The sequence below is a fragment of the Micromonospora sp. WMMD967 genome (assembly GCF_029626165.1).
In the GTDB taxonomy this organism is placed as follows: Bacteria; Actinomycetota; Actinomycetes; order Mycobacteriales; family Micromonosporaceae; genus Micromonospora; species Micromonospora taraxaci.
Genome location: NZ_JARUBK010000001.1, coordinates 681537 through 699161, shown reverse-complemented (window position 1 = coordinate 699161; position 17625 = coordinate 681537). Strand labels below are relative to the sequence as shown.

The window sequence follows — 17625 nt, the reverse complement described above, 5'->3', positions numbered from 1 at the left end:
TGTGGCGCCCGTCGGATTTCGCTCTGCGCGTAGCGACAGGACTACCGGAACACCTCCTGAGCGCGGACGGTTGTCCAAAACGACGTGGAACCGACCCAGAGCAGAGACACACGACCTCAGCTGAGTCGGTCGGCGACGATAGAGTAAGGAGGCACGGACGCCCGTCCCGGACGTTCGTGCACCGGCCCCGCCAAGATCTTGACCATCAAGGCGCACGGCACGTGAGGAGCACGAGGGCATGTTCGAGCGGTTCACCGACCGAGCGCGACGGGTTGTCGTCCTGGCCCAAGAAGAGGCCCGGATGCTCAACCACAACTACATCGGTACGGAACACATCCTGCTGGGCCTGATCCACGAAGGTGAAGGCGTCGCGGCAAAGGCCCTGGAGAGCCTCGGCATCTCCCTTGAGGGCGTCCGCCAGCAGGTCGAGGAGATCATCGGCCAGGGCCAGCAGGCGCCGAGCGGGCACATCCCGTTCACGCCGCGGGCCAAGAAGGTGCTGGAGCTGTCGCTGCGCGAGGCGCTGCAGCTCGGCCACAACTACATCGGCACCGAGCACATCCTGCTCGGGCTGATCCGTGAGGGCGAGGGCGTCGCCGCCCAGGTGCTGGTCAAGCTCGGCGCCGACCTCAACCGGGTCCGCCAGCAGGTGATCCAGCTGCTCTCCGGCTACCAGGGCAAGGAGCCCGCCGCCGCGGGCGCCGCGCCGGGTGAGGCCGCGCCGTCGACCAGCCTGGTGCTGGACCAGTTCGGCCGCAACCTGACCCAGGCCGCCCGCGAGGGCAAGCTCGACCCGGTCATCGGGCGCGAGAAGGAAATCGAGCGGGTCATGCAGGTGCTCTCCCGCCGTACCAAGAACAACCCGGTCCTGATCGGTGAGCCCGGCGTCGGTAAGACCGCCGTGGTGGAGGGGCTGTCCCAGAAGATCATCAAGGGCGAGGTGCCCGAGACTCTGAAGGACAAGCAGCTCTACACGCTCGACCTGGGTGCGCTGGTCGCCGGCTCCCGCTACCGCGGTGACTTCGAGGAGCGCCTCAAGAAGGTGCTCAAGGAGATCCGCACCCGCGGCGACATCATCCTGTTCATCGACGAGATCCACACCCTGGTGGGTGCGGGTGCCGCCGAGGGCGCGATCGACGCCGCCAGCATCCTCAAGCCGATGCTGGCCCGTGGTGAGCTGCAGACCATCGGTGCCACCACCCTCGACGAATACCGCAAGCACCTGGAGAAGGACGCCGCTCTCGAGCGCCGCTTCCAGCCGATCCAGGTGGGTGAGCCCTCGCTGGCGCACACCATCGAGATCCTCAAGGGCCTGCGCGACCGCTACGAGGCGCACCACCGCGTGAGCATCACCGACGCCGCTCTCGTCGCGGCCGCAACTCTGGCCGACAGGTACATCTCCGACCGCTTCCTTCCGGACAAGGCGATCGACCTGATCGACGAGGCCGGTGCCCGGATGCGGATCCGGCGGATGACCGCGCCGCCAGACCTGCGTGACTTCGACGAGCGCATCGCCCAGGTGCGTCGCGACAAGGAGTCCGCGATCGACGCTCAGGACTTCGAGCGCGCCGCCCAGCTGCGTGACAAGGAGAAGCAGCTCCTCGGCCAGAAGGCTCAGCGGGAGAAGGAGTGGAAGGCCGGTGACCTGGACGTCGTCAGCGAGGTCGACGACGAGCAGATCGCCGAGGTGCTCGGCAACTGGACCGGCATCCCGGTCTACAAGCTGACCGAGGAGGAGACCTCGCGCCTGCTGCGCATGGAGGACGAGCTGCACAAGCGCGTCATCGGCCAGGAGGACGCGGTCAAGGCGGTCTCGAAGGCGATCCGGCGTACCCGGGCCGGCCTGAAGGACCCAAAGCGCCCGTCGGGCTCGTTCATCTTCGCCGGCCCGTCCGGTGTCGGTAAGACTGAGCTGTCCAAGGCGCTCGCCGAGTTCCTCTTCGGCAGCGAGGATGCCCTCATCCAGCTGGACATGTCCGAGTTCCACGACCGCTACACGGTCTCCCGGCTCGTGGGTGCCCCTCCCGGCTACGTCGGCTACGACGAGGGCGGGCAGCTGACCGAGAAGGTGCGGCGTCGGCCGTTCTCGGTGGTCCTCTTCGACGAGATCGAGAAGGCTCATCCGGACGTGTTCAACACGCTCCTGCAGATCCTCGAAGACGGTCGGCTCACCGACGGTCAGGGTCGGATCGTGGACTTCAAGAACACGGTCATCATCCTGACCACCAACCTGGGCACCCGTGACGTCGCCAAGGCGGTGTCGCTGGGCTTCCAGGCCTCGGAGGACTCCGAGTCGAACTACGACCGGATGAAGCAGAAGGTCAACGACGAGCTCAAGCAGCACTTCCGGCCTGAGTTCCTCAACCGGATCGACGACACCATCGTCTTCCACCAGCTGCGCCAGACCGAGATCCTCTCGATCGTGGACATCATGATCCAGCGGATCGAGGGCCAGCTCCGCAACAAGGACATGGGTCTGGAGCTGACCGACAACGCCAAGAAGTACCTGGCGGCGAAGGGCTTCGACCCGGTGCTCGGTGCCCGTCCGCTTCGTCGCACGATCCAGCGCGACATCGAGGACAACCTCTCCGAGCGGATCCTGTTCAACGAGCTGACCCCGGGCCAGATCGTCGTGGTGGACTGCGAGGGCGACCCGAACGACATCGACAAGTCCAAGCTCGTCTTCCGGGGTGCGGAGAAGCCGGTCGAGGTTCCGGACGCTGTTCCGGCCGACCTCGGTGGCACCGCCGCCGGCACCGCGGCAGCGGGTGCCGACGAGTAGCACGACCAGTAGCAAGGGGCGGGGCCCCGGTGGCATGAGCCACCGGGGCCCCGCCTTTTCGCCGTTCGCACGGGTCGCGCCGGAGCCCCGGCCCCACCGGTGCCCGGCCCGCCCCGCCCGTGCGCCGCGCGGTCTCCTCCACCGCAAGATCTACGCAACATCGGGGATAGTGCTGCCTCACAGCGTCCGGAGGCAGCAACTTCCCTGATGTTGCGTGCGCAGCGACGTGGGCGGCGTGGGTCGGGCGGCCTTGGTGTCCTGTGGGGGCCTTGGCGACCGCAAGATCGCGCTACATCCTGGATGTAGTGGCCTCCGGCGCGAGTGAGGCCACTACATCCAGGATCGAGCACGATCTTGAGGCGGCTGGCCAGGTCAGGGTGAGCCTGGGCTGGGCGCGGCAGGACAAAGGGCGTGTGCGGGGTGCGGCGGTCAGGTGGTGAGGTCGGCGGTGGGGTGGGACGGACCGTCGCCGACGAGGCGGAAGCTGTCGGCGCCAGCTGCTTCGACGAGGCCGTCCTGAACCAGTCCGGCGAGGGCGCGGGCGCGCTGGACGTCGTCGGTCCAGACCTGGTCCAACCGCTGGTGCGGGACGGGTTCGGTGGACTCCCGCAGCAACCCCAGCAGCAGGCCGCGGACCTGCCGGTCGGTGCCCGCGTACCGCTGGGGTCGGCGGGTTGGCCCGGCTGGTGCCTCCTGGCCGGAGGCCCGCCACGCGCAGATCGATTCGACCGGGCAGGCTGTGCAGCGCGGCGATCGGGCCGTGCAGATCACCGCGCCCAGCTCCATGAATGCGGCGCTGGCGAGTGCCGCCGTGGCCGGTTCCGCCGGTAGGAGTTCTTCGGCGGCGACCAGGTCGGCGGGTCGGGTGACGGGTCCGGCGTCCGGCTCACCGGCCACCGCTCGGCTGACCACACGACGTACGTTGGTGTCGACCACCGGGTGCCGCTGCCCGTACGCGAAAGCGGCCACCGCCCGCGCCGTGTAGGTGCCGACGCCGGGCAGTGCCAGCAGTTGCTCCAACCGGTCCGGTACCTGGCCGCCGTGCCGGTCCACGATGGCGACGGCGCAGTCGCGCAGCCGGACCGCCCGACGGGGGTAGCCGAGGCGTCCCCACATCCGGATCGCCTCGGCCTGGGTGTCGGCGGCCAGCGCCGCCGGGTCCGGCCAGCGGGCCAGCCACGCCTGCCAGGCTGGTACGACTCGGACGACGGGCGTCTGCTGGAGCATGACCTCGCTGACCAGGATGGCCCACGGGGTGACGTCGGGTTCACGCCACGGCAGCTTGCGGGCGTGCTGCTGAAACCATCGGCTGACCAGTGTGGCGAAATCGGGTTGAGTCATGGCGTCGTCGATGATGTCACGCTCCGCGATCCCGGTGGATGGGCGGCTCGGGCGGGGTGCCACGACGGTGTTCGTCGGATCGGAGAGAATGCGCGGATGAACGAGCTCGCGATCACCGTCATCGGTCGGGACCGGCCGGGCATCGTGGCCGACGTCGCCGAGGTGCTGGCCGGACTGGGCGCCAACCTCACCGACAGCACGATGACGCGGCTGCGGGGGCATTTCGCGATGACCCTCATCTGCACCGGACCAGGCGCGGAGGAGGTCGAGGCCGCGTTGGCGCCGCTGGCCGCCGAGGGTCAGCTGTTGGCGACGGTACGCGCGGTCACGCCGGACGGCGACGTGCCTCCGGCGGGTGAGCCGTATGTGATGGCGGTGCACGGTTCGGACCGGATGGGCATCGTCGCGGCGATGACGCGGGTGCTCGTCGACGCCGGTGGGAACGTGACGGACCTGAGTACGCGGTTGGCTGGTTCGCTCTACGTGGTGTTGGCCGAGGTGGAGTTGCCGGCCGGGGTGGCCGACACGCTTGTGGACCGGCTGCATCGGACGGCTGGTGAGTTGGGCGTGGAGGTCACGCTCCGGCCGGCGGACCCGGATCTGTTGTGACCGGCGGGGAGAGCGTGCCGGATGTCGGTCTGGGCGGCTGGACGCCTGAGTCGTTGGTCGTGTCGGGTGAGGTGCGGCCGGTGGTGTCGGCCCCGCACCCGGTGTTGAGTCGGGCCGCCGAGGAGGTCGATCCGACAGCGAAGGAGACGGTCCAGCTCGCGGCCGACCTGGTGGCGACGATGCGGGTGTCGCCGGGCTGTGTCGGGCTGGCCGCCCCGCAGATCGGTGTGGGTGCTCGGGTGTTCGCTGTCGACGTGACGGGGCACCCGAAGGCGGTCACTGTGCATGGCACGTTCGTGCTCTGCAACGCCCGCGTGGTCGAGGCGACTCGTTGGAAGCCGGGCCGGGAGGGGTGCATGTCGGTGCCGGACCTGACCGGGGACGTGAAGCGGGCCAGTCGGCTGGTGGTGGAGGGCGATCTACCGGGCACGGGTGAGCAGGTCCGGTTGGTGACCGACGGGTTCGAGGCCCGGGCGTTGCAGCACGAGATCGACCATTGTGCGGGGCTGCTCTTCCTTGATCGGGTGGCGGGTGCGCACGCCGTCTACCAGCGGAAGGTCTACCTCTGATCGGCTGCCGGACCGTCCGCCCCTCCGTCCTCAATGGAGGTTCGTACGCGCGCACGGGGGCGGTTCCGGCGCGTCGTACAGTGCTGGCGGGCGGAGCGCGACTACGGTGGGGGGCATCATGCGTCTGACGGTCGGCCCCCTGCCACCCGCCGTGTACTGGCGGCGTCGCGTCGTCGTACTCGGAGCGGGGCTTCTCTTCCTGATTGTCCTGCTTTATTCCTGCAGCCAGTCGGGTCGTTCCGGCGGTCAGGATCCGAAGGCGGGAGGGTCGCCGTCGACGACGTCGTCGTCCGCGACGTCTGATCCCAACGGGCCGGTGTTGACACCGCAGACCGGGGCGCCGTCGCCGTCCACGTCCGGCGCCGATTCGGCTCCCACGAACCCGAGCCCGGCGATCACCAGCAACGACCCCGCGCTGGGCGCGGCAGCCGGCTCGGCGGACGACGGCACCTGCACCAACGACGAGATCAGCGTCGTCTCGGTGGCGAGCCCGACCACCGTCCAGCGGGGGGCGTTGGTCGACCTGCAACTCAAGATCAAGAACACGTCGGACCGGACGTGCAGCCGGAACGTCGGCGCCGAGGCGCAGGAGATCTTCGTCAAGTCCGGTGCGGAGAAGATCTGGTCGTCGGACACCTGCGGTAAGGCGCAGGGTGCGGACGTGCAGTCCTTCACGCCGAACTTCGAACGCTCCTACCAGGTGGCCTGGAACGGCCGGGACACCAGCCGGTGCGACGGCAGCGGGTTGGCAGCCGGGCCGTTCCCGCCCGCCGGGTCGTACCAGGTGTTCGCCCGGGTGGGCACGAAGCTCAGTTCACCCACGAAGCTCACCGTCACCGGCTGAGCCCGGGTCGGACGTAGCGTCGCCGGGCCGCAGGTGGCGTTACCGGGTCAGACGTAGCGTTCCAGGATGGACGCCTCGGCGAGCCGGGACAGACCCTCACGCACGCCTCGGGCCCGGGCGTCGCCGACCCCCTCGACGGCCTGCAGGTCCTCCACCGTCGCGCCCAGCAGCCGCTGGAGGCTGCCGAAGTGCACCACCAGGCGGTCGACCACCGCCACCGGCAGCCGGGGCACCTTGGCCAGCAGTCGGAAGCCGCGCGGGCTGACCGCCGCGTCCAGCGCGTCGGACGCGGCCGGGTAGCCGATCGCCTTGGCGACCGACACCAGGTCGATCAACTCGGTGGCGCCGAGCAGGTCCAGCTCGACCAGTGCCTCGTCCAGCGTGCGCGACTTGCGGCCGACCGGGAGGTAGTCCCGGATGACGAGCGTCCGGTCGGCGTCCACGCCGGCCATCAGCTCGTCGAGTTGAAGGGCGAGCAGACGGCCGTCGGTGCCCAACTCCACCACGTAACCGGCGATCTCGTCGGCGATGCGGCGAACCATCTCCAGGCGCTGCACCACGGCCACCGCGTCCCGGACGGTGACCAGATCCTCGATCTCCAGTGCGGAGAGCGTGCCGGAGACCTCGTCCAGGCGGAGCTTGTAACGCTCCAGGGTGGCGAGCGCCTGGTTGGCGCGGGAGAGGATGGCCGCCGAGTCGTCCAGCACGTGCCGCTGGCCGCTGACGTAGAGGCTGATGATCCGCATGGACTGGCTGACGGAGATGACCGGGTAACCCGTCTGCCGGGCCACCCGCTCAGCGGTGCGGTGCCGGGTGCCGGACTCTTCCGTCGGGATGGACGGGTCGGGCATCAGGTGGACGGCTGCCCGGACGATCCGGGTGCCGTCGCTGGAGAGCACCACGGCGCCGTCCATCTTGCACAGCTCGCGGACCCGGGTCGCGGAGAACTCCACGTCCAGCGGGAAGCCGCCGGTGCACAGACCCTCGACGACCTTGTCGTAGCCGAGCACGATCAGCGCACCGGTGCGACCCCGCAGGATGCGCTCCAGGCCGTCGCGCAACGCCGTGCCCGGGGCCATCAGGGCGAGGTTGGCCCGCAACGGGTCTCCAGCACTCCCGGCGGCGCCTGCGGTCACGCTCACGCTGATCGGGCGGGCAGGCGAGCCCACGGCGCCGGTGCGGGCCTGGGGCGGCGCGCCGGCTGGCTTGGTGGTATCGCGGTCGATCGGCACGGGCACAGTCTACGGACTGCCGTGCGGTGGGTGCTGTCGTGGTTACTGTGATGTGTCACGATGCGGCCCTTCCAACCGGTTTCCCTCTTGCGACGTGCTGTCCGGTATGGCCACCCACGTCGGCACGGTGGGTCACTCGGCGGACGCGCGGGCCGCATGTTGCAGCGCCGAACGGACATCCGTGACCTCGGTCACCCGCATCTGCTCGGGGCCGGCGTCGGTGCTGGCCGGGCCACAACCGGGCGGAACGAGGGCCACCTTGAACCCCAGCCGGGCCGCCTCGGCCAGCCGGCGCGGCACCGCCCCGACCCGGCGCACCTCACCGGTCAACCCCACCTCACCGATCGCCACCAGGTGTGGAGCGATCGCCAGGTTGAGGCCACCGGAGGCGACTGCCAACGCGACCGCCAGGTCGGCGGCCGGCTCCACCACCCGGATGCCGCCCACCGTGGCGGCGAAGACCTCCCGGTCGTGCAGCGTCAGCCGCTCCGTGCGCCGTTGCAGCACCGCGAGCACCATCGCCAGTCGGGCCGAGTCGAGGCCGGAGACGGTGCGTCGGGGCGACCCGGCCACCGTTGCGCCGATCAGGGCCTGCACCTCGGTGACCAGCGCTCGTCGCCCCTCCATGGCCACTGTCACGCAGGTGCCCGGGACCGGCTCTGCATAGCGGGTCAGGAACAACCCGGACGGGTCGGCCAGGCTGCTGATGCCGCCCTCGTGCATCTCGAAGCAGCCGACCTCGTCGGCCGCGCCGAACCGGTTCTTCACGCCGCGCACCAGGCGCAGCGAGGAGTGCTTGTCGCCTTCGAAGTGCAGCACCACGTCGACGAGGTGCTCCAGCACCCGGGGCCCGGCTACCTGGCCGTCCTTCGTGACGTGCCCGACCAGCACCGTCGCGATGCCCCGCTCCTTGGCGACCGAGACCAGCGCGGCGGTGACCGCGCGGACCTGGGTCACCCCGCCGGGCACCCCCTCGGTGCCGGTGGTCGAGATGGTCTGCACCGAGTCGAGCACCAGCAGGCCCGGCTTGACCGCGTCGAGGTGACCGAGCACCGAGGCCAGGTCGCTCTCGGCGGCGAGGTAGAGCTGGTCGTGCAGCGTGCCCATCCGCTCGGCGCGCAGGCGCACCTGGCTGACCGACTCTTCTCCGCTGACCACCAGCGAGGGGCTGCCGGAGCCGACCGCCCACTGCTGGGCCACGTCCAGCAGCAGGGTCGACTTGCCCACGCCGGGCTCGCCGGCGAGCAGCACCACGGCACCGGGGACCAGGCCGCCGCCGAGCACCCGGTCCAGCTCGCTCACCCCGGTGGGGCGGGCGCGGGCCGGAGCGGCGCTGATGGTCGCGATCGGTCGGGCCGGCTCGGACGGCATCCGGGAACTGACCACCCGGCCGGAGACCGTCGGGCCGGTGATCGTGCTCTCGACCACCGAACCCCACTCGCCGCACTCCGGACAACGCCCCACCCACTTGGGCGGCTGGTGCCCGCAGGCGTCGCACTCGTAGGCCGGGCGCGGCTCGCGGGCGCTGGACCGGCCACGGGTGGCACCGGCCGCGCCGCCACGCGGAGGGGTCGATCGGGAGGTGGTCACATCAGGACGCTAGCCCTCGCGTACGACGAAAACACCCCGGCGTGGTGGTCACCACGCCGGGGTGTTCGTCGATCTGACGGTCGGGTCACTCGTGGGTCGTGCCGCCCTCGTTGCCCTCGTAGCCGCCCTCGCGCTCGATGATCGGGGAGGGGGGTGCGGCCGGGGTGAGCGGCACCGCGATCGGTGCCTGCCCGGTGACCGTGTTGCCGTTACCGAAGTCGAAGGTCACGACGACGTTCTGGCCGGAGCGCAGCGCCTCGGTCAGGCCGATCAGCCGGAGCTGCGTGGTCGCCTCGGAGTTGAACTGGACGTAGCTCAGCGGCGCCAGCTCGATCCGGGCCGGCTGACCCGGCGCGGACGGGCTGGCCGAACCCGACGCCCGCGCGGACTCCGGGGCGGACGGGGTGGCCGAGGACGACCCGGTCTCGGAGGGCGTCGCCGACGGGCTGGCCGAGCGCGACGTCGGGGTCGACGGGCTGGCCGAACCGGACGGGGACGGGCTCATCGAGGCGGACTCCGAGGTCGACGGCGACGGGCTCGCCGAGCCGCCGCTGATCACCACCTCGCGTGCGCTCTCGGTGGTGACGGTGACAGTCACCGTCTCCTTCGAGTCGTTGTAGATCACGGCACCGAGCGTCGCGTCCTGGCCGGCCCGGTAACCCTCGGCGCCCGGGTAGTCCACCAGCAGCCCGCGTACCGAGAAGGAACCGTTGGCGGTGGTGAGGTTGACGCCCTGGACCGACGGCTCCTTCAACGCGGTCTCGGCGATCTGACCGGTGCCGCATCCGGACGCCAGCAGGCTGGCCGCCGCAATCCCGGACAGCAACAGGGCCGCCCGCCGGGATCCCCTGATCGAGCGCGTCACGTCGGTCCTCCTCGTCACAATCCCCACCCGGCCGCACGCCGGGCACGGTGGCCATACCCGCGCAGACCGCGCTCCAGGGTAGTTGGAGCTGATCGAGGCCCGCACGCGGACCCGGCATTGCCACCTGCTCGGGTGCCGCTCACACCACCCGACCGCTCACCACCAGCAGCACCACGTCGATCAGGGCCACCAACAGCATCGCCCGGAAGGCCGACACCGGCCGCCGGCCGGCCCGGACCGCCGAGCGGGCCGCGTACCAGCTCAGGGGTGGCACCACCGCGGCCGTGCCCACCGCCGCCAGGCCGATCGCCGACGGCGGCCCGGGCGGCCCGAGGACCAGCGCGGCGGTCGCCGCGAGGAGCAGCGCCGCCGCCGCGGCCCGGCTGCCGGCGGCGCCCAGCCGGTGGGGCAGGCCGCGCACCCCGGTCCGCGCGTCGTCGGCCAGGTCGGGGAGCACGTTGGCGAAGTGCGCGCCGGCACCCAGACACGCCGCCGCGACCACCAGCCAGGCGGGCGGGGTCGGCTGACCGGGCAGCGCCAGCACCACGAAGGCGGGCAGCGCGCCGAAGGAGACGGCGTAGGGCAGCACCGAGAACACCGTCCCCTTCAGCGGCCAGTCGTAGAGCAGCGCGGAGACCAGGGCGACGGTGAGCCAGAACGCCGCCGCCGGGTTCGTCGTCAGCGCGAGCAACGGGCAGGCCACCGCGGCCACCGCGGCGGCCCAGGCCGTGGTGCGCCGGCCGACCGCGCCGGCGGCGACCGGTTTGTCGGTACGCCCCACAGTGGCGTCCCGCTCGGCGTCCAACGCGTCGTTGGTCCAGCCGACAGCGAGCTGGCTGGCCAGCACGGCGAGCACGACGGAGACGATTCCGGCCGGCCGGTGACCCACCCCCCAGGCCAGCAGACCGGAGACCGCGGTCACGGCTGCGGCCGGTTCCGGATGGCTCGCTCTGACCAGCCCTAACACCCTCGACGACATAAGGGAAGTCTGGTCGTTACCGAGCAGTCGTGCCACGCTCGGTTCCATGCGAGACGTGGCTGCGGCTGCGGCGTCCACCGATCCCAGGGTGCTGCCGCGCAACGATCCGCGCCAGTACGACGACCTGGCCGGTGAGTGGTGGCGTCCCGACGGCGCGTTCGCGATGCTGCACTGGCTGGCCGAGGCCCGCGCGGCGCTGGTGCCGCCGGCCACCCGGCCGGGCGCTGTGCTGGTGGATCTGGGCTGCGGCGCGGGCCTTCTCGCGCCGCACCTGACCGGCAAGGGCTACCACCACATCGGAGTCGACCTGACCCGTTCGGCGCTGGTCCAGGCAGCCGAGCACGGGGTACGCGTGGTGCAGGGCGACGCCACGGCGGTCCCGCTGCCGAGCGGTTGCGCCGACGTGGTCTCGGCGGGTGAGTTGCTGGAGCATGTGCCGGCGTGGCCGCGCGCGGTGGCCGAGGCGTGCCGGTTGCTGCGTCCGGGTGGTCTGCTGGTGCTGGACACCCTGAACGACACGGCGTTGGCCCGGCTCGTCGCGGTACGGATCGCCGAGCGACTGCCGACCGTGCCGCGCGGCATCCACGACCCTCGGTTGTTCGTGGACGCTCAGGCCCTGGTGGCCGAGTGTGCCCGGCACGGTGTCGACCTGCGGCTGCGGGGCATCCGTCCGCAGCTCGGGGGCCTGCTCGCCTGGTTGCTACGCCGCGCCCGCGCGACCGGCGGGGCCGCTGCCGGCCGACCGCCGCGCATCGTGCCGACCCGGTCCACCGCCGTTCTCTACCAGGGCCGGGGGGTCCGCAAAGGATAGTCGGGCCGTGGCGGGGTATGGGACGCCGAGGAGGAGACGATATGACGGTTCAGGCGCTTGAGGCAGCCCGCCGGTTGGCGCCGCGGTTCGCCGCGCGGGCGGCGGAGCACGACCGCGACGGTTCCTTCCCCGCCGAGGACTTCCGTGATCTGCGGGAGGCCGGGCTCTTCGGGTTGATGGTGCCCCGGGCGTTGGGCGGTCTGGGGGCGAGCTTCGCCGAGTACGCGGCGGTGGCCACCGAGATTGCCCGGGGCAACGGCGCGACCGCGTTGGTGTTCAACATGCACGCCTCGGTGACCGGTGCCCTGGGCGCGGTGACCGAGGAGCTGGCCGAGGCGCTCGGTGTGCCGGACGAGGCGTTGGCCACCCGGGACCGCCTGTTGACCGCCGCCGCGGAGGGTTCCTGGTACGCGGTGGCGATGAGCGAGCGTGGCGCGGGTGCCCGGTTGTCCCAGCTCACCACCGCCTACGAGGCGACCGACGGCGGTTGGCACCTCAAGGGCAGCAAGACCTTCTGTTCCGGGGCCGGGCACGCCGACGGCTACCTGGTGGCGGCGCGCAGCGCGGCCGACCAGTCGGTGGTGTCGCAGTTCCTGGTGCCGGCCGGTGACGGGCTGACCGTGGAGCCGACCTGGGACTCGCTGGGCATGCGCGCGACCTCGTCGCACGACCTGCACCTGGACGTCACGGTGCCGACCGACCGGCTGCTCGGCGGTGTCGAGGGGCTGGCGTTGGTGGTCGCCCAGTTGATGCCGCACTGGTTGGTGGCCAGTTACGCGGCCGTCTACGTGGGGGTGGCCCGGGCGGCCATCGACGCGGCGGCCGAGCACCTCAACGCCCGCAACCTGGGCGGCCTGCCGGCGGTGCGGGCGCGACTGGGTCGGGCGGACGCGGCGACGGCAGCCGCTCAGCTGGTGGTCGCCGAGGCGGCCCGCCGGGTGGACGAGGCGCCGGGCGACGAGGAGACCAACCGCTGGGTGTGGCGCGCGAAGCTGCTCGCCGGCACCACGGCCGCCGAGGTGGCGGCGTCGGTGTTGGAGGCGGCGGGCACCTCGGCGACCCGCCGTGGCCATCCGTTGGAGCGGCTCTACCGAGACGCACGGTGCGGCTCACTGCACCCGGCCACGTCGGACGTCTGCGCCGACTGGTTGGGCATCGCCGCGTTGGGCGGCGACCCGGATCGCGACGGAACGGCACCACGTTGGTGAGCCGGCCGGGTGCGACCCGTGCGGAGGAGGAAAGGCCAGTCGAGGTGGCTGGTGGGACGACCAGGGGGAGGACAGCATCTGACGAGAGGTGGGGATCGTGTCCGTACCAGTGATCGCGGGGCTCGGGACTGCACAGCCGCCGTCCGCTCTCCAAGACGAGTTGTGGGAGGGCTTCTTCTCTCGGCACTTCTCCGGCACCACCCGGTCGTTGGCCCAGCGCATCTTCGCGAACTCCGGGGTGACCCGGCGACAGGCCGCGGTCAACCCGCTGCTGGAGGACGTGTCGGACTGGCCGACCGAACGCCGGATGCGTCGCTACCAGGTCGAGGCCCTTCCGCTCGGCAAGGAGGCGGTGGGCCGCGCGTTGACCGCGGCGGGGCTGGGCGCCGGTGACATCGGCCTGTTCATCGTGTGTTCCTGCACGGGGTACGCCACCCCCGGGCTGGACATCCTGCTCGCCCGGGACCTCGGCATGGCCGCCGACACCCAGCGGATGTTCGTGGGCCACATGGGCTGTTACGCGGCGCTGCCGGGGCTCGGCGCGGCGAGTGACTTCGTCACCGCGCGGGGGCGGCCGGCGCTGTTGCTCTGCGCGGAGCTGACCAGCCTGCACATCCAACCGTCCAGCGCCAGGGTGGACACCCAGCAGATCGTCTCGCACGCGCTCTTCTCGGACGCCGCGGTCGCCGCCGTGGTCGTGCCGGGCGGTCCGGGGTACGCGCTGCGCGAGGTCACGTCCGTCACCGACACCTCGACGGCCGACCACATGACCTGGGATGTCACCGACGCGGGTTTCCGGATGGGGTTGTCGCCGAAGGTGCCGCAGGTGTTGTCGAGGCACGTCCGCCAGCTGGTCGACGACCTGCTGGCGCGGCACGGCGTCACCAGCTCCGAGGTGGACGGTTGGGCGGTGCACCCGGGAGGGCCGCGGATCCTCAACGTGGTCGAGCGGGAGTTGGCGTTGCCGCCGGAGGGGTTGGCGGCGTCCCGGGCGACGCTCGACGAGCACGGCAACTGCTCGTCGCCGACGGTGCTGCTGATCCTGGACCGACTGAGCCGTACGACGCCCGCCGCTCGACGTGTCGTCATGCTGGCGTTCGGCCCCGGCCTCACCCTGTACGCCGCCCTGCTCGATCGACAGGACTGACTGCCCGGCTTCCACGTTGATCCAGCCGGTTCCGCCGATAGTGCGGTATCCCCGGCACTCGGACACCGCGCTATCGCCGCACCGGAGTGGATCAACGTGGATGCGGGTCACTGGGTTGGCGAACCACCCGATATCAGGCCGGCCACAGCGACTGTCGCACCGGTCGCCGGTAGGCTCGGTGAATGCGGGCGACGACGGACGATCGGCTGCGTTCAGCGGTGCTGGGGGCCGTGGCGGTGGCCGTGCTGGCCGGTGGTGGCGGCTGGTGGCATGCCGCCGCGCCCACCCCGACGGCCACGCCGGCCGGCCCTTCGACGGCCGTGCCGACGGTCGGGCCGGCCGGCCCTCCGGGGTCCGCGCCGAGGTTCGGGACGACGGTCGGCCCGCGTGAGCCCGCGCCACTGGAGCGCACCCTGGTCACCCCCGTGGTGCCCGGCGAGCGGTTCACCATCCGGGTGGACGACGCGGACGAGATCGTCAGCGTGCCGCGCGGTTTCTGGGCGGAGATCGACCCGGAGACGGGCATGATCGCCGACATCGACGGAGATCCCGGGATGCTCCTGTTCCAGGGTGGTCTGCTCCCGTTCCGGGAGACGGTCTGGCGGGAGCGGGCGGCGCTCGCCCCGGGGGAGCGGATCGTCCGGCAGTCGGCTGAGGGCGGCGCCCGTCTCCTGTTGCAGTACAGGTGCACCAGGCCGGGCAGCCTGACGGTGACTGTCGTCGGGGCCGGTCTGGCCGGGCCGTCGGAGATCGACTGCGACGGCACCGTCGCCAGCGCCCGGGTGCTGTCGCACGGCCGGCCGTTCCGGGTGGTGCTGTCGGCGACGGGAGGGCGGGAGGTCGACGTCGAGGCCCAGCTCGTCGAGCTACCCCGCTGAGCGGCCGTAGGCCGACTCAGGCGGCGAGGGCGTTCAGGTCGTCCTGGTACGCGTGGACCGGACCGAGGTCGGGCAGCACCAGGGTCACCCTGCCGGTGCGGTCGACCAGCAGAGCTGTCGCGACACCGGGACGGGTGGGCTGACCGAGAAACGAGCGCAGCCCTCCGGCGGGGTCGGCCAGTGCGCGGACCTGCCGCTGGTCCGGCGGTGGGCTGGGGACCGTCCGGCCGCCGGTGACGGTCACCACGGAGACGCCGGCTGGCGCGGCGGCCAGGGCGTCGCCGACGTGGTCGGGGCAGGGGCAGCTGTCCACCAGGATGATCATGGCGGGGAGCAGGCCGCGCAGCGGTACGGGTGCCTGGCCCGGGTCGACCAGGTCGAGTGCGGGCAGTGCTCGTCCGGTGAGGGTCGCGGGCGGTGAGTAGGGCGCAGGGGCCGGACGGTCGGTGCGGCCCGCTCGCGGCCAGGTGACCACGAGCAGGCCGGCGAGCGTGGTGAGCACCGCGACCAGCAGGACCAGCAGCGGCAGTCCCAGAGCCCGGTGGCCGCCGGGCAGGCCGCTGGCCCTGTGCAGTTCGCGGCGGATCTGGGCGGCCTCGGCGGCGAGCGCGGAGGCGTCGTCGGGGACCACGACCCGGCCCCACTCGGGTGGCAGGCCGGGCAGGCCGTCGGCCGGCCCGTGGCCCTCGGCATCCGGCTTGCCCATCGGACCTCCTGGAAGGGTCTCGAGAGCGGAGTGCGGCTCGGTCTCCAGGGTCGCGCACCAGGGGCTCCTCCCGCTACACCTGGGCGCAGTCCTGCTGGCCGGGCTACCATGGGAGGAGCGCATAGCCCTTGATCTCGACGTTCTGTTCACCCGTGCCGGGCAGTCATCCGCACGTTACGGAGCGTGTTCGAACCATTGGTTTGACCGCCTGTCAAGCTGAAGCAAGACCTCTCACAGGGCCCCTGAGCTGCGCCAACGGTCAGGACATCGGTGAGACATCGGTGCCTGACCGTGTTACCCTAGACACAGCGAAAGGGGTTTCGAACCTATGGTTTTCAGTGTCGGCGAGACCGTTGTCTACCCCCACCACGGGGCCGCACTCATCGAGGCAATCGAGACTCGGGTCATCAAGGGCGAGCCTAAGCAATACCTCGTCCTGAGGGTCGCGCAGGGTGACCTGACGGTCCGGGTGCCGGCCGAGAACGCCGAGATCGTGGGCGTTCGAGAGGTGGTCGGCGAAGAAGGCCTCGGTAAGGTCTTCGACGTTCTGCGAGCTCCGCACACCGAGGAGCCGACCAACTGGTCGCGGCGTTACAAGGCAAACCTGGAAAAGCTGGCCTCCGGCAACCCGCTGAAGGTCGCCGAGGTCGTGCGTGACCTGTGGCGCCGGGAGCGGGAGCGGGGCCTGTCCGCGGGCGAGAAGCGGATGCTCGCCAAGGCCCGTGACATTCTCGTCGGCGAGGTCGCGCTGGCGGAGAAGAGCACCAAGGACGAGGCGGAGACGCTGCTCGACAAGGTCCTCACCGAGGCCTAGTCCGCACAGCATCGTCGTCCCACTTCGTAGTGAAGAAACCACCGAGGACCGCGACGTGACCGCGCAGCTCAATCCGCGCGGTGACGTCGCGGTCCTCGTGCCTGCGGCGGGTGCCGGCGTACGTTTGGGTCCGGGTCGACCCAAGGCGCTGCGTCTGCTCGCCGGCGAGCCGCTCCTGGTGCACGCCGTGCGTCGGCTGGCCGCCGCACCGTCGGTGCACACGATCGTGGTGGCCGCGCCGGTCGCCGAGGTGACGGCCGTACGTGAACTGCTGACCCCGGTCGCGCCGGTGATCGTCGTTCCGGGCGGTGCGGAACGGCAGGCCTCGGTAACCGCCGCGCTGGCCGCGGTGCCCGCCGGCCCGTCGATCATCCTGGTGCACGACGCCGCCCGGGCACTGGCCCCGTCCGAGCTGGTCGAGTCGGTCGCGGCGGCGGTCCGTGACGGGCGGGACGCGGTGATCCCGGTCCTGCCGGTCGTGGACACGATCAAGGAGGTCGGTGCCGGCGAGGTCGTGCTCGGCACCGTCGACCGTTCCGCCCTGCGCGCGGTGCAGACACCGCAGGGTTTCCGCCGTGCCGTGCTCAGCGCCGCGCACGCCGCAGCCGGTGATTCCCTCACCGACGACGCCGGGCTGGTCGAGAAGCAGGGCGTCGCGGTGAGCTGCGTGCCGGGCTCGGAGTACGCACTGAAAATCACCCGACCGTTCGACCTGGCTCTGGCGGAGCATCTGCTCGCCACCGGCGGTTGACGCGTACGCTCTGATCATGATCGTCCCCAGGGTGGCCATCGGCACCGACGTGCACGCGTTCGAGCCCGGTCGACCCTGCTGGGTGGCCGGGCTGCTCTGGCCCGACCAGGACGGCCTCGCCGGGCACTCGGACGCCGACGTCGTCGCGCACGCGGCCTGCAACGCGCTGCTCTCCGCCGCCGGCCTCGGTGACCTCGGTGCCGTCTTCGGGGTGGGTGAGCCGGAGTGGGCGGGCGCGTCCGGCGTGGCGCTGCTGACCGAGACGGCCCGCCGGGTGCGGGCCGCCGGCCTGGAGATCGGCAACGTGTCCGTGCAGGTCGTCGGCAACCGCCCCAAGATCGGCCGACGCCGTGCGGAGGCGCAGGAGGTGCTCTCCTCCGCCGTCGGCGCCCCGGTCACGCTGTCCGGCGCGACCACCGACGGGCTCGGCTTCCCCGGGCGCGAGGAAGGGCTGGCCGGCATCGCGGTGGCCCTGGTGTACGACGCGCCGGCCGCCTAA

The 17625-nt window shown here is 71.6% G+C and carries 17 protein-coding genes; 11 read left to right on the top strand and 6 right to left on the bottom strand.

Annotation, left to right across the window (positions count from 1 at the left end; all coding sequences use genetic code 11):
- Positions 1-238 precede the first annotated feature (238 nt).
- On the top strand, positions 239-2782 hold the full coding sequence (locus O7631_RS03360) for an ATP-dependent Clp protease ATP-binding subunit (protein ID WP_145778617.1): 2544 nt from the start codon (positions 239-241) through the stop codon (positions 2780-2782).
- A gap of 429 nt (positions 2783-3211) precedes the next feature.
- Here the strand turns inward: O7631_RS03360 and O7631_RS03355 are convergent, their stop codons facing one another.
- Positions 3212-4123: an A/G-specific adenine glycosylase gene (locus O7631_RS03355; RefSeq protein WP_278142970.1), complete on the bottom strand. Its 912-nt coding sequence runs from the start codon at positions 4121-4123 to the stop codon at positions 3212-3214.
- A 96-nt stretch (positions 4124-4219) separates the two neighbouring features.
- Between O7631_RS03355 and O7631_RS03350 the strand changes: the two genes are divergently transcribed.
- The 3 genes from O7631_RS03350 (at position 4220) to O7631_RS03340 (ending at position 6145) form a co-directional block, all read left to right on the top strand.
- A complete protein-coding gene (locus O7631_RS03350; RefSeq protein WP_278142969.1) occupies positions 4220-4732 on the top strand; it encodes an ACT domain-containing protein in 513 nt (170 codons plus the stop codon).
- Positions 4733-4746: 14 nt separating this feature from the next.
- Positions 4747-5301 (top strand): peptide deformylase, encoded by a 555-nt coding sequence (locus O7631_RS03345; protein ID WP_278147825.1) that lies wholly within the window; start codon positions 4747-4749, stop codon positions 5299-5301.
- Positions 5302-5419: 118 nt separating this feature from the next.
- On the top strand, positions 5420-6145 hold the full coding sequence (locus O7631_RS03340; protein ID WP_278142968.1) for a hypothetical protein: 726 nt from the start codon (positions 5420-5422) through the stop codon (positions 6143-6145).
- Positions 6146-6192: 47 nt separating this feature from the next.
- Here the strand turns inward: O7631_RS03340 and disA are convergent, their stop codons facing one another.
- From disA to O7631_RS03320, 4 genes are all read right to left on the bottom strand, one after another.
- On the bottom strand, positions 6193-7377 hold the full coding sequence (gene disA / locus O7631_RS03335; RefSeq protein WP_269682056.1) for a DNA integrity scanning diadenylate cyclase DisA: 1185 nt from the start codon (positions 7375-7377) through the stop codon (positions 6193-6195).
- Between the two features lie 132 nt (positions 7378-7509).
- Entirely contained in the window at positions 7510-8967 is a 1458-nt protein-coding gene (gene radA, locus O7631_RS03330) for a DNA repair protein RadA (protein ID WP_278142967.1), read from the bottom strand.
- An 85-nt stretch (positions 8968-9052) separates the two neighbouring features.
- A complete protein-coding gene (locus O7631_RS03325; RefSeq protein ID WP_269682058.1) occupies positions 9053-9832 on the bottom strand; it encodes a hypothetical protein in 780 nt (259 codons plus the stop codon).
- A gap of 139 nt (positions 9833-9971) precedes the next feature.
- Positions 9972-10859 carry a UbiA family prenyltransferase gene (locus O7631_RS03320; RefSeq protein ID WP_278142966.1) on the bottom strand — a complete coding sequence of 296 codons (888 nt, stop codon included), beginning with the start codon at positions 10857-10859 and terminating at the stop codon, positions 9972-9974.
- Between O7631_RS03320 and O7631_RS03315 the strand changes: the two genes are divergently transcribed.
- The 4 genes from O7631_RS03315 (at position 10858) to O7631_RS03300 (ending at position 14855) form a co-directional block, all read left to right on the top strand.
- Positions 10858-11622: a methyltransferase domain-containing protein gene (locus tag O7631_RS03315; RefSeq protein ID WP_278142965.1), complete on the top strand. Its 765-nt coding sequence runs from the start codon at positions 10858-10860 to the stop codon at positions 11620-11622. The genes O7631_RS03320 and O7631_RS03315 overlap by 2 nt on opposite strands.
- Before the next feature lie 41 nt (positions 11623-11663).
- Entirely contained in the window at positions 11664-12830 is a 1167-nt protein-coding gene (locus O7631_RS03310; RefSeq protein WP_278142964.1) for an acyl-CoA dehydrogenase family protein, read from the top strand.
- Between the two features lie 97 nt (positions 12831-12927).
- Positions 12928-13977 carry a type III polyketide synthase gene (locus tag O7631_RS03305; protein WP_278142963.1) on the top strand — a complete coding sequence of 350 codons (1050 nt, stop codon included), beginning with the start codon at positions 12928-12930 and terminating at the stop codon, positions 13975-13977.
- Positions 13978-14159: 182 nt separating this feature from the next.
- A complete protein-coding gene (locus O7631_RS03300; RefSeq protein WP_278142962.1) occupies positions 14160-14855 on the top strand; it encodes a hypothetical protein in 696 nt (231 codons plus the stop codon).
- A gap of 16 nt (positions 14856-14871) precedes the next feature.
- On the opposite strand, the gene O7631_RS03295 is transcribed toward O7631_RS03300, so the two are convergent.
- Positions 14872-15561, bottom strand: a complete 690-nt coding sequence (locus O7631_RS03295; protein ID WP_278142961.1) for a hypothetical protein — start codon at positions 15559-15561, stop codon at positions 14872-14874.
- Between the two features lie 328 nt (positions 15562-15889).
- Here O7631_RS03295 and O7631_RS03290 point away from each other — a divergent pair, with 328 nt between their 5' ends.
- The 3 genes from O7631_RS03290 to ispF are packed head-to-tail and all read left to right on the top strand — an operon-like array spanning position 15890 to position 17625.
- Positions 15890-16375, top strand: a complete 486-nt coding sequence (locus tag O7631_RS03290) for a CarD family transcriptional regulator (RefSeq protein WP_007073334.1) — start codon at positions 15890-15892, stop codon at positions 16373-16375.
- Between the two features lie 55 nt (positions 16376-16430).
- The gene (ispD, locus tag O7631_RS03285) at positions 16431-17126 is read left to right on the top strand and encodes a 2-C-methyl-D-erythritol 4-phosphate cytidylyltransferase (protein ID WP_278142960.1); all 696 of its coding nucleotides are present in this window, start codon (positions 16431-16433) and stop codon (positions 17124-17126) included.
- Positions 17127-17139: 13 nt separating this feature from the next.
- Entirely contained in the window at positions 17140-17625 is a 486-nt protein-coding gene (ispF, locus tag O7631_RS03280; RefSeq protein WP_278147824.1) for a 2-C-methyl-D-erythritol 2,4-cyclodiphosphate synthase, read from the top strand.

Excerpts from the sequence above, each read along its gene's own strand:
- O7631_RS03360 (WP_145778617.1), top strand. The coding sequence starts at position 239 with ATGTTCGAGCGGTTCACCGACCGAGCGCGACGGGTTGTCGTCCTGGCC.
- O7631_RS03355 (WP_278142970.1), bottom strand. The coding sequence starts at position 4,123 with ATGACTCAACCCGATTTCGCCACACTGGTCAGCCGATGGTTTCAGCAG.
- O7631_RS03350 (WP_278142969.1), top strand. The coding sequence starts at position 4,220 with ATGAACGAGCTCGCGATCACCGTCATCGGTCGGGACCGGCCGGGCATC.
- O7631_RS03340 (WP_278142968.1), top strand. The coding sequence starts at position 5,420 with ATGCGTCTGACGGTCGGCCCCCTGCCACCCGCCGTGTACTGGCGGCGT.
- O7631_RS03315 (WP_278142965.1), top strand. The coding sequence starts at position 10,858 with ATGCGAGACGTGGCTGCGGCTGCGGCGTCCACCGATCCCAGGGTGCTG.
- O7631_RS03320 (WP_278142966.1), bottom strand. The coding sequence starts at position 10,859 with ATGGAACCGAGCGTGGCACGACTGCTCGGTAACGACCAGACTTCCCTT.
- O7631_RS03310 (WP_278142964.1), top strand. The coding sequence starts at position 11,664 with ATGACGGTTCAGGCGCTTGAGGCAGCCCGCCGGTTGGCGCCGCGGTTC.
- O7631_RS03300 (WP_278142962.1), top strand. The coding sequence starts at position 14,160 with ATGCGGGCGACGACGGACGATCGGCTGCGTTCAGCGGTGCTGGGGGCC.
- O7631_RS03295 (WP_278142961.1), bottom strand. The coding sequence starts at position 15,561 with ATGGGCAAGCCGGATGCCGAGGGCCACGGGCCGGCCGACGGCCTGCCC.
- O7631_RS03290 (WP_007073334.1), top strand. The coding sequence starts at position 15,890 with ATGGTTTTCAGTGTCGGCGAGACCGTTGTCTACCCCCACCACGGGGCC.